This window comes from Verrucosispora sp. WMMD703, from assembly GCF_049178935.1.
GTDB classification, from domain to species: domain Bacteria; phylum Actinomycetota; class Actinomycetes; order Mycobacteriales; family Micromonosporaceae; genus Micromonospora; species Micromonospora sediminimaris.
Genome location: NZ_JBMHMM010000004.1, coordinates 358,127 through 371,208 on the forward strand (window position 1 = coordinate 358,127; position 13,082 = coordinate 371,208).

Consider the following 13,082-nt stretch of genomic DNA (forward strand, 5'->3'; position numbering starts at 1 on the left):
CACTTTCAGGAGGCTGGGGAAACGGATCTACAAGAGAAGGTGGTCCATGCACATTCGACGTAAGTTGATTGCCATGACTATGCTGATGTCCACACTCGTGCTCGCGTCCCCACCTACCGCAGCCCAGGCTGCCGCCTGGGATTGCCCCTCGGGAAGTCTCTGCATCTGGACAGGCACCTATGGAACGGGTTCCCGGTGCGCATGGTCGAACGCAGACAACGATTGGTACGGCGGCTCGGTTGCCTGTTCATGGGCAAGCAGTCGGCCTTACCGGTCCGTCTGGAATCGAGGTACCAGTAGCAGTTACTTTGGCGTATGGATCTACGGCGGCGCTAACTACACCGGTAGTTACGATTGCATCCCACAAGGCGATCGGCATTCTGCCAGCGAAGGGTACGCGCGGTCGCATCGGTGGCGGACCAATGCCTGCTGGTGAGACACTTGGATCAAGACCCCCGGTTAGTAGCGAGCGCCAGTTGTGCGTGCCGGTTTGACATTGAAATGGCGTATGGCTACTACATGCCAGCCTGAAATTGACGCCACCAGTGCCTTGGGGTCGGGCTCCACGTAGCCGGCCCCACAGGCATTCGATGGCGGAATCGCGAGCTTTGACCTCTCGCCGGGCCGAAGGTCGTTTATGCTGGTTCGCTGTGCCCTTGAGTGGACCAGCCACCGCCTATAATCACAGGTCGTGGCCGCCGACATTAGTGGCTCTCATGGGTGCGGCCCTATGCTTCTGCCTCTTCGCATGCGCGCCCCCGAGCAGTGGTCCGTCATCCAGATCAAATATAAGCACCAAGATGCCGTCGGTGGCCGAGGCCCGCTGTGCCGCCGCGGCGTCCGCACTGCCGGAGATCGTGACGAAACCCGCCGCCCCGTCCGGCGTGTCGACCGCACCGGTACCGCTGGGCACCGGATATCCGATGGCCGATGAACGGGTACGTGAGGAGATGCTCCGCCGTCAGCAGGCCGCCAACGACGCCTTCCGGCAGCGCGGCACGCTCGAACCCGACACGGCTGCCGGCGCTCGGGCTTGTGCCACCGAGGTGCTCAAGGGCCTGAATCTGCTGACCGCCGGCGGCCGGGACGAGCCCGACGAGAAGGCAGTACGGCGGGCGGTGACCGCCACCGGCCTCACCGACGTGGTCGTCAGGCCGCCCGGGCGGCTCGATCTGGGCCCCGGCGACGGGCTGATCTTTGCGGGGTGGACCGGCCGGGCGTGCGTCTTCGGCAGCGTCCGGGACGAGATCACGGTGGAGATCGGCACCCGGATCGCCGACGGTGGTTGCCTGCCCGCGCCGGACTGATCAGGACCAGGCGCGTTGCAGGGCCACCCGGGCCTCCAGCTCCAGCAGTTTGACCTTGCGGTCCAGGCCACCACCGAAGCCGACCAGCTTTCCGCCCGCACCGATGATGCGGTGACACGGCACGATCACCGGGATGGGGTTGCGGTTGCAGGCCACACCGACCGCTCGGGCCGCTCCCGGGTCACCGACCCGCCGGGCCACCTCGCCGTAGGTAAGTGTCTCGCCGTACGGAATGCGGGTCATCTCCCGCCACACCGCCCGCTCGAAATCGGAGCCACGCGGCACGGTCACCGGCACCCCGAAGTCGGTCAGCTCGCCGGCGAAGTACGCGCGCAGTTGCGCCACCGCCCGTCGGGAGGTCTCGTCAGCCGGCTCGGTCGTCCCGTCACCGACCGGACCGAAACGCGCCCCGCAGACGCTGCCCCCGTCGGTGGCCACGGAGAACTCCCCGATCGGTGAGTCGAGCACGGTCCAACGCATCCCGCCATTCTCCACTCGTGTGCAGGGGCCGCAACGGCGAGCGCCCGCCGGAGCCTCCCGGGTCTCCGGGAGCTCCGGCGAGCGCCGGCCGTGCGCGACTGGTCAGGCGGTGGAGACGGTGAATCTCTCGCCGTTGCCCAGCCCCAGACCGGAGGACGACCACTTGATGGTCTTGTTCGAGATCAGCTGGCTGGTGCCGGACGACCCGGCGGAGACCGCCTGGCCGTCGCCCGCCCTGAGGAAGATCGTTCCGTCGATGTTGTAGTTGGCGAAGTCGAACGTCTCGTAGAGGCCCCGCCCCGTGCTGCTGGCGACCAGCGGCTTGGTGCCCTTGCTCGCCGCGGTCACGTACCTGCCGTTGGCGTGGGCCCGCAGACTGAAGAAGCCGTCACCCACGTTGATGACGTCGAACCTCGCCGCCTTGGTGACGGTCGTGCTGCTGGGGACCAGCGGCTTGGTGCTGCTGGCCGCCACCACGTACTTGCCGCTGGCCTTCGACCTGAGGCTGACGATCGGCGGCGCTGCGTCGATTGTGAACTTCTCGTTGGTGCCGATGGAGGTCTTGCTCGCCATCATCGACGAGCTGCCGGAGGTCGACGCCGTGACGTATTTTCCATTGATCTTGGACTTGAGGCTGACCGTGCCGTCGGTGTGGTTGACGATTGTGTACTTGGCCGACGTGACGATCGTCTTGTGACTCGCGATCAGCGGCTTGGTGCCGTTGCTCGGCGCCACCACGTACCGCCCAGTGGCCCTGGAGCGCAGCGCGACCAGGCCGCTACCGGCGTCGACGAAGTCGAACCGCTGCGCCGTGCCCATGCTCGTCCCGTTGTTCACCAGCGGCTTGGTGCTGCTGGCGGCGGTGACGAACTTGCCGTTGGAACGGGCCTTGAAGCCGTGCGAGTAGCGGGTCGGCGTGACCGAGCCGACGGTCAGCAGCCGGTCGATCGAACCCTTCGTGTCGTACACCCCGCCGGCGAGTCCGGTGGTGACGATCCGGTCCCGGACCTGCCTCGGCGACCAGCCCGGATTGGTGCTCAGCAGCAGCGCCGCGGCGCCTGCCACGTGCGGAGCGGCCATCGAGGTGCCGCTGAACACCGCGCTGCTGGTGTTGCTGTTGTGCCGCGCCGAGACGATGCTCGCGCCCGGCGCGAAGACGTCCAGGCATTTGCCGTAGTTCGAGAACCACGCCCGCATGTTGATCCGGTCCGTCGCGCCCACCGTGATCGCCTCCGGTACCCGGGCCGGAGACGCCTTGCAGGCGTCCATCCAGCTGTTACCGGCCGCGATCGAGTAGGTGACTCCGGACGCGATGGATCGGTTCACCGCCTCGTCGAGGGACGGGACGGCGACGACGTCACCGAGGCTCATGTTGGCCACGGCCGGCTTCTGGGCGTGCTCGGTCACCCAGTCGACACCGGCGATGACCTGTTCGGTGGTGCCGAAACCGTCGCAGTCGAGCACCCGTACGCCCACGAGCTTCACGCCCTTGGCCACGCCGTACTTGGTGCCGCCGACGGTCCCGGCGACGTGCGTACCGTGGCCGTTGCAGTCCTGGGCGACCTCGTCGGAGTCGATGGCGTCGTAACCGTGACTCGCCCGACCGCCGAAGTCCTGGTGGGCGATGTTGATTCCGGTGTCCAGGATGTACGCGGTGACCGAGCTGCCGGTGTTCGGGTACTTGTAGCTGCCGTTCAGTTTCGGCGAGGCCTGATCGATGCGGTCGAGGCCCCAGGACGGCGGGCTGCTCTGCGTGCCGCTGTTCGCCGACAGCCGCCGGACCTGCTCCACGTAGGCCACGTCGGGGTGGCTGGCCAACTTGTCCGCCTGCCGCTGGCTCATGGTGGCCGAGTAACCGTTGAGGGCGTGGCCGAACACCCGGCGGATCGTGCCACCGTTCGCGCCGGTGAGCGCCGAGGCGGCGGCCCGGACGGATCTGTTTGTCGTCCCTCGTTCCTTGAGGACGACGATGTAGCGGTCCGGCACGGCACCGACGCCCGTGCTGCCGAGCACCTCGACGCGGGGCTGGTCGGCCGGAGCAGCCATCGCGGCACCGCCGGTCACGGTGAGAATGGACGAAGCGGTGGCGAGGGCAAGCCCTGCCGCCGCCGAGCGGCGCAGTGCGCCACGGCGTTTCACTGGATGTGCCCCCGTCGGTCGTCGACCAGGCCCGATGGGCGGTCGGATCGATACTGGATCGTCCCGCCTCCAGCTGCAAAGCAGCGGGCTGATGGACGTGAACACATCATGGACGAACCTCGCTGGCACCGCGTCCACCGTTTGGTCGAGACGTGAGCGTTTCGACGTGCGGCTGTCGTCCCGAAACGGGCCACAGTGGACGGCGGTCGGCGCGATCAACTCGCGTCGCTGGTCAGTCGTGGATGCCCTCGTCGCGGGCCCAGCGCAGCAACTCCGCCTCGGCCGTGTCGCGATCCAACGGCCCACGCTCCAGCCGCAGGTCCTTCAGGTGCTTCCAGGCCCGTCCCACCACCGGCCCGGGCGGCACGCCCAGCAGCTCCATGATTGCGTTTCCGTCGAGGTCGGGCCGGACCCGGGCCAGATCTTCCTCGGCGGCGATCCGGGCGATCCGCTCCTCCAACGCGTCGTAGTCCGCCGCCAGTTGGGCCGCCTTCCGCCGGTTGCGGGTGGTGCAGTCCGAGCGGGTCAACTTGTGCAGCCGGGGCAGCAGGTCACCGGCGTCGGTGACGTAGCGGCGTACCGCCGAATCCGTCCACTCGCCCCGGCCGTACCCGTAGAAGCGCAGGTGCAGCGCGACCAACGCGGTCACCTTCGTCGTGACGTCCTTGGGGTAGCGCAGCGCCTTCATCCGCACCTTGGTCAGCCGGGCACCGACCACCTCGTGGTGGTGGAAGCTGACCCGCCCGTCCGGGCCGATCGCCTTCGTCGCCGGCTTGCCCACGTCGTGCATCAGCGCGGCCATCCGGAGGATGAAGTCCGGTCCGTCCTCCTCGTACGAGACTGCGTTGCTGACCACGGTCAGCGTGTGCTCGTAGACGTCCTTGTGCTGGGCGTGCTCGTCGATCTCCAGCTTGAGCCCGGTCAACTCGGGCAGGAACCGCTCGGCCAACCCGGTGTCGACCAGCAGCCGCAGGCCGGAGATCGGGTCTGCGCCGCAGAGCAGCTTGGTGAACTCGTCGCGGATCCGCTCGGCGGTGATCCGGTCCAGGTCGGTCGCCATCCTGGTCATCGCCGCCCGCACGTCCGGGTGGACCGCGAAGCGCAGCTGCGCGGCGAAGCGGGCGGCCCGCAGCATCCGCAGCGGGTCGTCGCCGAACGACTCGGCGGGCGTGCCCGGGGTACGCACGATCTTCGCGGCCAGGTCGGTCAGGCCGCCGTACGGGTCGGTGAACCGATGTTCGGGGACGCTTACCGCCATCGCGTTCACTGTGAAGTCCCGCCGTCGCAGGTCCTCGATGAGACTGGTGCCGTAGGCGACAACCGGGTTGCGACTGACCTGGTCGTACGATTCGGCGCGGAACGTGGTGATCTCCAGTCGCAGACCGCCGCGCTGGCAGCCGATGGTGCCGAACTCGCGGCCGGTCTCCCAGATCGCCTCGGCCCAGCCCCGCACGATGTCCAGTGTCTGGTCGGGGTGCGCGTCGGTGCAGAAGTCGAGATCCTCGCCGAGCCGGCCGAGCAGGGCGTCGCGTACCGAACCGCCCACGAGGTGCAGTTCGTGACCGGCGGCGGCGAACCGGCGACCCAACTCGTCGGCCACCGGGGAGACCCGGAGCAGTTCGGCGACGGCGTTGCGCTGCGCGGCGGTGAGATCGCGGCGGTCGGTGGCGTGGGATGCGGCGGTTTCGGACATCGGATCCGCAGCCTATCGGTCCTGACCGGCATCGCCTCCGCCGGGCGCGGGTAACGGGCCGGGGTTGACTAAGGTCTGTGACGTGTGGGCCGGTGCCGGCTCCGGCGTACCCCTTGGAGGCACAGATGAGCGGCGGGCTCTACCGCAGCGCGAACGCCCAGCAGGGCGGCGCGCCCGGCGGCTGGCCCGGTGACGGAGCCACGTTCATCTCCGCCGAGCCGCTCAACCAGCCGGCGATGGAGTCGACCGCGCCCCCACAGGAGCAGGTGGCGGAGGGCAGCGCCGCCACCAACAGCGCGATCATGGCCCTGGGCAGCCTGGTCAGCCGGGGTACCGGCTTCCTCCGCAATCTGGTCATCGGCGCCGCCCTCGGTGGTGCGTTGGTCGGCGACGCCTACACCACCGCCCAGATCCTGCCGGGGATGGTCTACGAGTTCCTGCTCGGCGGCATCCTCACCAGCGTGCTGATCCCGGTGCTGGTGCGTCGGCGAAAGGCGGACGCCGACGGCGGTCAGGCGTACGCGCAGCGGTTGCTGACCCTGGCGGTGCTCGCGCTCGGCGCCGCCGCCGTGCTCGCGGTCGCTCTCGCCACGCCGCTGACCTGGCTCTACGGCGCGGACGAGTCCGCTGACGGCTACTCCGGACTGGTCACCGCCCTGGCCCGGCTAATGCTGCCGATGATCTTCTTCTCCGGATTGAGCGCGCTGATCAGCGCGGTGCTCAACACCCGGGGCCACTTCGCCGCGCCGATGTGGGCACCGATCCTGAACAACCTGGTCGTCATCGGTACCGCCGGGCTCTACATCGCAATCTTCGGTGCTGACATCGTCGGGCCCGATGACATGACGACCGGGCGGGTCCTGCTCATCGGCGGCGGCACCCTGATCGGCGTGGCCATCCAGGTCGCCGGTCTGTTGCCGGCGCTTCGCAAGGTCGGCTTCCGGTGGAAGCTCCGCTTCGACTTCCGCAAGCTCGGTCTGGCCGAGCTGGGGCGGCTCGGCGCCTGGATGATCTGCTACGTCGCGGTCAGCCAGGTCGGCCTCATCGTGCTGTTCAACCTGCTGAACCGGGCTGGCAAGGAGAACGCCGCCGGTCCGCTTATCTACAACAACGTCTTCCTGCTGCTGATGACCGCGCACGGCATCATCGCCGTGTCGATCATTACCGCGCTCATGCCTCGGATGAGCGCCGCCGCTGCCGACGGCCGGTACGCTGATCTCGCCGCCGACCTGTCCCGGGGCACCCGGACCGTGTCGGCCGTGCTTGCCCCGATCGCGGTCTGCTACGCCGTGCTGGCCACCCCGATCGCGTTCACGCTGTTCCGGTGGGGAGCCTTCACCGCCGACAACGCCACCGCGACATCCCTGGTGCTGCTGGCCGCCGCACTCGCGCTGGTGCCCTTCGCGATCAGCCAGCTGTTCACCTTCGCCTTCTACGCACTGCCGGACACCCGCACTCCGGCACTGATCAACATCCCGATCGTGGCGCTCCGGATCGGGGTGCAGATCGCCCTGTTCGCAATCTTCTCGGCGAGCTTCGTCGGCGCGGGGATGATGATCGGTAACGCCATCTCGTACCTGGCCGCCGCAATCGCCTCCGCCTGGCTGCTGCGCCCCCGGGTCGGCCGTATCGGGCTGGGCGCGATCCTGCGTACTCTCGGCCGGGTTGCCGTCGCGGCGCTGGGCGCGGCCCTGGCCGGCCTGGTGGTGGTGGCCCTGCTCCCGGGCGGCGACACGCCGACGCGGTTGGAGGCGATCGCGCAGCTGCTGGTCGGTGGTGCGGTCATCGGCGGTACCTACCTCGGCCTGGCGACGGTGCTGCGGATCTCCGAGATCACCGAGGTGGTCGGGATGGTCCGCCGCCGACTCGGCCGCTGAACCCTCCACCGGCTCGGCGTGCACCCAGCGTGACCGCGGATCACCAGGCTGGGGATGTCCCTGTGGATAACTCCGCGCGCCGCCGCTCACCTGACGGATCAGCCTGTGGATAACCAACCGTACGGCCGAGTATGCCCGGCCGATTGACGGGAATCCGGCGCTGCCGAACCCGCCGATGCGACCGGCTCCGCCCCGGCCGGAACTGGTTGAGGTCAACCTCTAGATTGGCTGGTACAGGTACCAGCAACGTGGCCGACAACGGTGGTAACGGGACGAGTCCACCGACTGCTGACGCTGTCGTCACCGGACGGCGGGAAGATGACATGTCGGGGACCGGGCCATCCCGGGTAAGGTCGCACTCGACGGGTACGGCAGACACCGGCGCGCGGCACCGTGCTGCGACCGGCCGGCCGGTACCAGACGAAGGCGGAGCGGGAAGCAGATGCCCAGCAGCGCGGGTCCATCGATCGACACGATCACCGAGGGAGGACGGGTGACCCAGGTCGGCGAGGGTCAGGACGCGGACGAGACCACTCCGCCGGTCATGACCTTCGGTGCTCCGACGGCCGGTGAGATCCTCGCCGAACGTTACGAACTGGTCGAGCACATCAACAACGACAGCGCGGGCCGTCTGGTCTGGCGCGGGGTCGACGTCGTGCTGCGCCGACCCGTCGCGGTCGTCATGCGCTACCCGGGTGGCGACTCCGCCACCGAGATGCTCCAGGCCGCCGTTGCCGCCAGCCGGGTCGTCCACCCCAACCTCGTCGGCGTGTACGACGCCATCGACGAAGCCGAGCGGGCCTACGTGGTACGCGAGTGGGTCGACGGTCAGTCCCTGCGGGACCTGGTCGCGAGCGGGCCGTTGGACGCCGCCCGCGCGACCGCCGTCGGTAACTCCGTCGCCAGCGCCCTGGCGGCCGTCCACGCCACCGGCATGGTGCACGGAAACGTGCACCCCGGCACGGTGATGATCAGCGATGACGGCCGGGTGGTGCTCGCGGACGCCCGCACCGACGGTGACGACAGCCAGGAGAGCGACGTCCGGGCCGTCGGGGGCATCCTCTACTTCGCGATGACCGGCTACTGGCCGCACGCCGAGGCGCCGCTGCGCGGTGCCACCGCCGGGCATGGTCGGGCGGCCATTCCCGACGCGGTACGCGATGCGAACGGGGCCGTCGCGGCACCCCGTCAGGTCCGCGCCGGCGTGCCGGCCTACCTGGACGACCTGACCATGGATCTGCTCGACGCCGAGATCGCCCCGCCGCCGTCGGACGTGCTGACGGCGGAGCTGGCCCGGCTCGACGTGCCGGACGACGACTACCTCGACAACAACGGCCCGCTGCGGTTCGCCGGCGAGACCGGCGAGGAGCCGTCTCCGTTGGCCGCGGCCGGCGGGCGGAAGGTCGCTCTGGGCATCGCCGGGTTGCTGGCGGTTGCCCTGATCGGGCTGCTGATCGGGATCAGCACCCTCGGCGACGGCAACGGTGACCCGGAGACCAACCCGGTCGCGGCGCCGACATCGAGCGCGCCGGTGAGCGAGGAGCCAGCAACACCCGCAGTCCGGAACCTCAAGATCAGCGACGCCCGGATCATCGACCCGGACAGCAACAACCGGACCGAGGTGCGCGACGCCGAGAAGGTCTTCGACGGCGACCAGGACGAGGGCTGGTCCACCGAGACCTACAACCGCAGCAACTTCGGCAACCTCAAGCGGGGCATGGGCGTCTGGATCGACCTCGGCGCCGAGCGGACCGTCAAGTCGGTACAGGTCAACCTCTCCGACCGGGGTGCCTCGGCGGAACTGCTCACCGGCACGACAAACGCTCCGTCGTCCAGTTCGGGCGACGACGAGGTCCTCACGGCGTACCTGAAGAACAAGATCGGGCAGCCCTTCGAGGAACACGACGGCACCACGATGACCTTTGACGGCTTCGACGCCGACAAGAAGTACCGCTACCTGCTTTTCTGGATCACCGAGCTGCCGCCGAACGGAGGCGGTTTCAAGATCGGGGTGCAGGAGATCACGGTCCAGGGGTCATGAGAGGTCGCCACGGCGACAACCACCGGGTCGGGTGATGGAGGTACGCGACGCCGGAGGCAACCACACGGGCACCGCTTCCGTGGACGACACGGTGAGTGACCTCGATCTGCTGCGCGCCCACGTCGCCGGTGACCGGGACGCCTTCGGTGAGTTGTTCCGCCGGCACCGGGACCGGCTCTGGGCGGTCGCCCTGCGTACGCTCGGCGACCGTGAGGAGGCCGCGGACGCCCTCCAGGACGCGCTGCTGTCCGCCCATCGCGCGGCCGGCCGGTTCCGCGGTGACTCGGCGGTCACCACCTGGTTGCACCGGATCGTGGTCAACGCCTGTCTCGACCGGATCCGCCGTCGGCGGGCCCACCCGACGGTGCCGTTGCCCGACGGAACGCACGGCCCGGAGGACGGGCCGGGCACCGGCGGCGTGGAGCCGGCCGCACCGGTACCCGACCACGACACCGCCATGGTCGTCCGGGACGCCCTGGCCGCGCTGCCGCTGGAACAGCGGGCCGCCCTCGTGCTGGTGGACGTGCAGGGCTACCCGGTGGCCGAGGTCGCGCGGATCCTCGGCGTCGCCGAGGGGACGGTGAAGAGTCGCTGCGCCCGGGGCCGAGCCCGGCTCGCGGTCACGCTTGGGCACCTGCGACCCGGCACCCGGCCGGCGACCACCGCCCGCCCGGACGTGCCGGAGGTCACCGACGGGAACCCGAAGGAACCATCGGGCGTCCGATCGGGGTCGGGGCGGTCCCGGCCGGCCGCCAACCAGCAGGAGGAAGCGTGAGCACCGGGGAGTTCAGCGAGGTCGACCACGACCTGCTCGCCGACTACCTCGGTGGCGCGCTGGACGGCACCCCCGAGCACGCTGAGATCACCCGGCTGGTGACACAGGACCCGGCCTGGGCCGATGCTCATGCTCTCCTGGGCCCGGCCGTCGACAACGTCCGCGCCGAGCTGGCCGGGTGGGGCGAGCCGACGCTGGAGCTTCCGCCGGAGATCAGCGACCGGATCAGCGCCGCTCTCGCCGCGGCTGATCCGCTCACCGCGCCCACCACCGAGGCCGCGCCGACGACCGCGGCTTCCGAGCAGGAATTGGCCACCGGGGACGGGATTGCGGCCGTCGAGGGCCCCGGCTCGGAGCCGACCGGCGGAAAGCTGACGATCGTACCGACCCAGCCGCTGGGCGGTCCCCGTCGGCCCGGCGGCCCGCTGCGGCCGGGCCAGGACCGGTCCTCGTCGTCGCGGCCGGGTCGGCGACGTCGCCGCTGGGCCCGCGTGGCCGGGCCGGTTGCCCTCGCCGCCGCCGCGGTGGTCGGGTTGGGTGCGCTCCAGCTGTTCCAGCCGGGCGGCGGGGACGACGTCGCCACCGACACCGCCCTGAACGAGCGGGCCGTCAGCCCTGCGGTGCCGCACGCCTACCCGCAGGATTCCGCGGGGCAGCCCGGCACCAAATCGGCGCCCGAGCGTGCCGCGGTCGCATCCGGCGCTCCGTACCGCGTCGTCGGCCCTCCCCAGCGCAGCGACACCGACTACACGCCGGAGGCACTGGCCGGCCTGACCCCGAGCGTCAGGCAGTTCTCCACCGACGGTGATCCGGGGCTCGGCGCGGAGAACCAGGAGCGCCTCCCCGCCCCGGGCGATCTGACCCGGCTCGGCGACCAGACCGCATTGAGCGCCTGCCTCGCCGAGATCGGTGCTGAGCACCGCGGGGGACCGCTGACCTTCGAGGTCATCGACTACGCCCGCTTCCAGGGGCTGCCGGCGCTGATCCTTCGGTTCACCGACGCCTCCGGCACGAACTGGGCGTGGGTCAGCGGCCCGGAGTGCGGTGTACCCGGGTCCGGCTCGGACGCCCGTTACCGTACGCGGGTAGGGTGAGCCAGCGGTCGCCGGACTTTTGACCGTCCACGTGACCTGACCCACCGGGTGACCGGCTCGGGAATTCCCGCTTCGTACGATGACGTTCTGCACATCAGTTGCCGCCGCGTCGGCACTCGGATCGGCATCGGCCCGTACGCCGGTGACGACAGTCAACACGATTGGGAGACGGCAGTGGACGAGGTCCGCAACCTGGTCATCATCGGCTCCGGGCCGGCCGGCTACACGGCGGCGGTCTACGCGGCGCGTGCCAACCTCAAGCCGCTGGTGATCGAGGGCGTGCAGTCCGGCGGCGCGCTGATGACCACCACCGAGGTGGAGAACTTCCCCGGTTTCGCCGACGGCATCCTCGGCCCCGAGCTGATGGACAACATGCGTAAGCAGGCCGAGCGGTTCGGTGCCGAGTTCCTGACCGACGACGTCACCCGGGTCGAGCTGACCGACACCGGTCACCCCGGCGCGGTGAGCACCGTCTGGGTCGGGGAGACCGCGTACCGCGCCCGCGCCGTGATCCTCGCCACGGGTTCCGCCTGGCGCCCGCTCGGCGTACCCGGCGAGCAGGAGTACCTCGGCCACGGTGTCTCCTCCTGCGCCACCTGTGACGGCTTCTTCTTCCGCAACCAGCACATCGTGGTCGTCGGTGGTGGCGACTCGGCGATGGAGGAGGCCAGCTTCCTGACCCGCTTCGCCGAATCGGTGACGATCCTGCACCGCCGCGACTCGTTCCGGGCAAGCAAGATCATGGCCGAGCGGGCGCTCGGCAACGACAAGATCAAGGTCGAGTGGAACACCGTTGTGGAGGAGGTGCTCGGCGCGGACGGCAAGGTCTCCGGCGTACGGGTGCGCAACGTCCACACCGGCGAGGCCAAGGTGCTCGACGTCACCGGTGTGTTCGTGGCGATCGGCCACGACCCACGCAGCGAGCTGTTCCGCGGGCAGGTGGAGATGGACGACGAGGGGTACGTGAAGGTGCAGGCCCCCAGCACCCGGACCAGCATCCCCGGCGTCTTCGCCGCCGGGGACCTGGTCGACCACACGTACCGGCAGGCGATCACCGCAGCCGGGACCGGCTGCGCGGCCGCCCTGGACGCCGAACGCTTCATCGCCACGCTGCCCAAGAGCTGAACCAGACACAACGCAGGAGGAGGGTCAACAGTGGGAGCAACCAAGTCGGTCACCGACGCGAGTTTCACCGCAGACGTGCTGAAGTCCGACAAGCCGGTCCTGGTGGATTTCTGGGCCGAGTGGTGCGGGCCGTGCCGCAAGGTGTCGCCGCTGCTGGAGGAGATCGCCGGCGAGATGGGCGACCAGGTCAGCATCGTCAAGCTCAACATCGACGAAAACCCGGAAACCGCCCGGACATACCGCGTGATGTCGGTGCCGACCCTCACCGTTTTCAAGAACGGTGAGCCGGTGCAGTCGATCGCCGGCGCCAAGCCCAAGGGCGAACTGGTCAAGCTGATCGAATCGGCGCTCTGACCCCCAACGACGACGTCGCCGTCGACCCCGTGCCGGTGAGCCCGGCACGGGGTCGACGCGTTTTTCGCCGCCCACCACCCCAGCGGATCGCCTAGCGCATAACCTCGAACCGGGGCCGCCGGACGCCGGTGAGCACCTGGTCCCCGCCAACGGCACCCGCTCGTCGGTGGCGGGGCCTGGCAGCCACCGACCGTGCA

General features: G+C 69.6%; 11 protein-coding genes. 8 read left to right on the forward strand and 3 right to left on the reverse strand.

Annotation, left to right across the window (positions count from 1 at the left end; all coding sequences use genetic code 11):
- Positions 1 to 85: 85 nt before the first annotated feature.
- Entirely contained in the window at positions 86 to 436 is a 351-nt protein-coding gene (locus tag ACN26Z_RS02210) for a peptidase inhibitor family I36 protein (RefSeq protein WP_421464489.1), read from the forward strand.
- A gap of 364 nt (positions 437 to 800) precedes the next feature.
- A complete protein-coding gene (locus ACN26Z_RS02215) occupies positions 801 to 1,307 on the forward strand; it encodes a hypothetical protein (RefSeq protein WP_421459746.1) in 507 nt (168 codons plus the stop codon).
- Here ACN26Z_RS02215 and ACN26Z_RS02220 read toward each other — a convergent pair whose 3' ends face one another.
- The 3 genes from ACN26Z_RS02220 to ACN26Z_RS02230 form a co-directional block, all read right to left on the reverse strand.
- Entirely contained in the window at positions 1,308 to 1,787 is a 480-nt protein-coding gene (locus tag ACN26Z_RS02220) for a methylated-DNA--[protein]-cysteine S-methyltransferase (protein ID WP_421459747.1), read from the reverse strand.
- 102 nt (positions 1,788 to 1,889) lie between these two features.
- Complete coding sequence (locus ACN26Z_RS02225; protein WP_421459748.1) at positions 1,890 to 3,926, reverse strand: S8 family serine peptidase; 2,037 nt, start codon at positions 3,924 to 3,926, stop codon at positions 1,890 to 1,892.
- A gap of 232 nt (positions 3,927 to 4,158) precedes the next feature.
- Positions 4,159 to 5,619: a CCA tRNA nucleotidyltransferase gene (locus ACN26Z_RS02230; protein ID WP_421459749.1), complete on the reverse strand. Its 1,461-nt coding sequence runs from the start codon at positions 5,617 to 5,619 to the stop codon at positions 4,159 to 4,161.
- A 125-nt stretch (positions 5,620 to 5,744) separates the two neighbouring features.
- Here ACN26Z_RS02230 and murJ point away from each other — a divergent pair, with 125 nt between their 5' ends.
- From murJ to trxA, 6 genes are all read left to right on the forward strand, one after another.
- A complete protein-coding gene (murJ, locus tag ACN26Z_RS02235; RefSeq protein ID WP_421459750.1) occupies positions 5,745 to 7,496 on the forward strand; it encodes a murein biosynthesis integral membrane protein MurJ in 1,752 nt (583 codons plus the stop codon).
- A gap of 442 nt (positions 7,497 to 7,938) precedes the next feature.
- Positions 7,939 to 9,537 carry a protein kinase family protein gene (locus tag ACN26Z_RS02240; protein ID WP_093409339.1) on the forward strand — a complete coding sequence of 533 codons (1,599 nt, stop codon included), beginning with the start codon at positions 7,939 to 7,941 and terminating at the stop codon, positions 9,535 to 9,537.
- 34 nt (positions 9,538 to 9,571) lie between these two features.
- The gene (sigM, locus tag ACN26Z_RS02245; protein ID WP_093409336.1) at positions 9,572 to 10,312 is read left to right on the forward strand and encodes an RNA polymerase sigma factor SigM; all 741 of its coding nucleotides are present in this window, start codon (positions 9,572 to 9,574) and stop codon (positions 10,310 to 10,312) included.
- Complete coding sequence (locus ACN26Z_RS02250) at positions 10,309 to 11,406, forward strand: hypothetical protein (protein WP_421459751.1); 1,098 nt, start codon at positions 10,309 to 10,311, stop codon at positions 11,404 to 11,406. The genes sigM and ACN26Z_RS02250 overlap by 4 nt, the downstream gene beginning before the upstream one ends.
- Before the next feature lie 174 nt (positions 11,407 to 11,580).
- A complete protein-coding gene (trxB, locus tag ACN26Z_RS02255) occupies positions 11,581 to 12,531 on the forward strand; it encodes a thioredoxin-disulfide reductase (RefSeq protein WP_093409470.1) in 951 nt (316 codons plus the stop codon).
- 30 nt (positions 12,532 to 12,561) lie between these two features.
- Positions 12,562 to 12,885, forward strand: coding sequence for a thioredoxin (gene trxA, locus ACN26Z_RS02260; RefSeq protein WP_093409332.1), 324 nt, complete (start codon positions 12,562 to 12,564; stop codon positions 12,883 to 12,885).
- Positions 12,886 to 13,082 lie beyond the last annotated feature (197 nt).

Excerpts from the sequence above, each read along its gene's own strand:
- ACN26Z_RS02210 (WP_421464489.1), top strand. The coding sequence starts at position 86 with ATGTCCACACTCGTGCTCGCGTCCCCACCTACCGCAGCCCAGGCTGCC.
- ACN26Z_RS02215 (WP_421459746.1), top strand. The coding sequence starts at position 801 with ATGCCGTCGGTGGCCGAGGCCCGCTGTGCCGCCGCGGCGTCCGCACTG.
- ACN26Z_RS02220 (WP_421459747.1), bottom strand. The coding sequence starts at position 1,787 with ATGCGTTGGACCGTGCTCGACTCACCGATCGGGGAGTTCTCCGTGGCC.
- ACN26Z_RS02230 (WP_421459749.1), bottom strand. The coding sequence starts at position 5,619 with ATGTCCGAAACCGCCGCATCCCACGCCACCGACCGCCGCGATCTCACC.
- murJ (WP_421459750.1), top strand. The coding sequence starts at position 5,745 with ATGAGCGGCGGGCTCTACCGCAGCGCGAACGCCCAGCAGGGCGGCGCG.
- ACN26Z_RS02240 (WP_093409339.1), top strand. The coding sequence starts at position 7,939 with ATGCCCAGCAGCGCGGGTCCATCGATCGACACGATCACCGAGGGAGGA.
- sigM (WP_093409336.1), top strand. The coding sequence starts at position 9,572 with ATGGAGGTACGCGACGCCGGAGGCAACCACACGGGCACCGCTTCCGTG.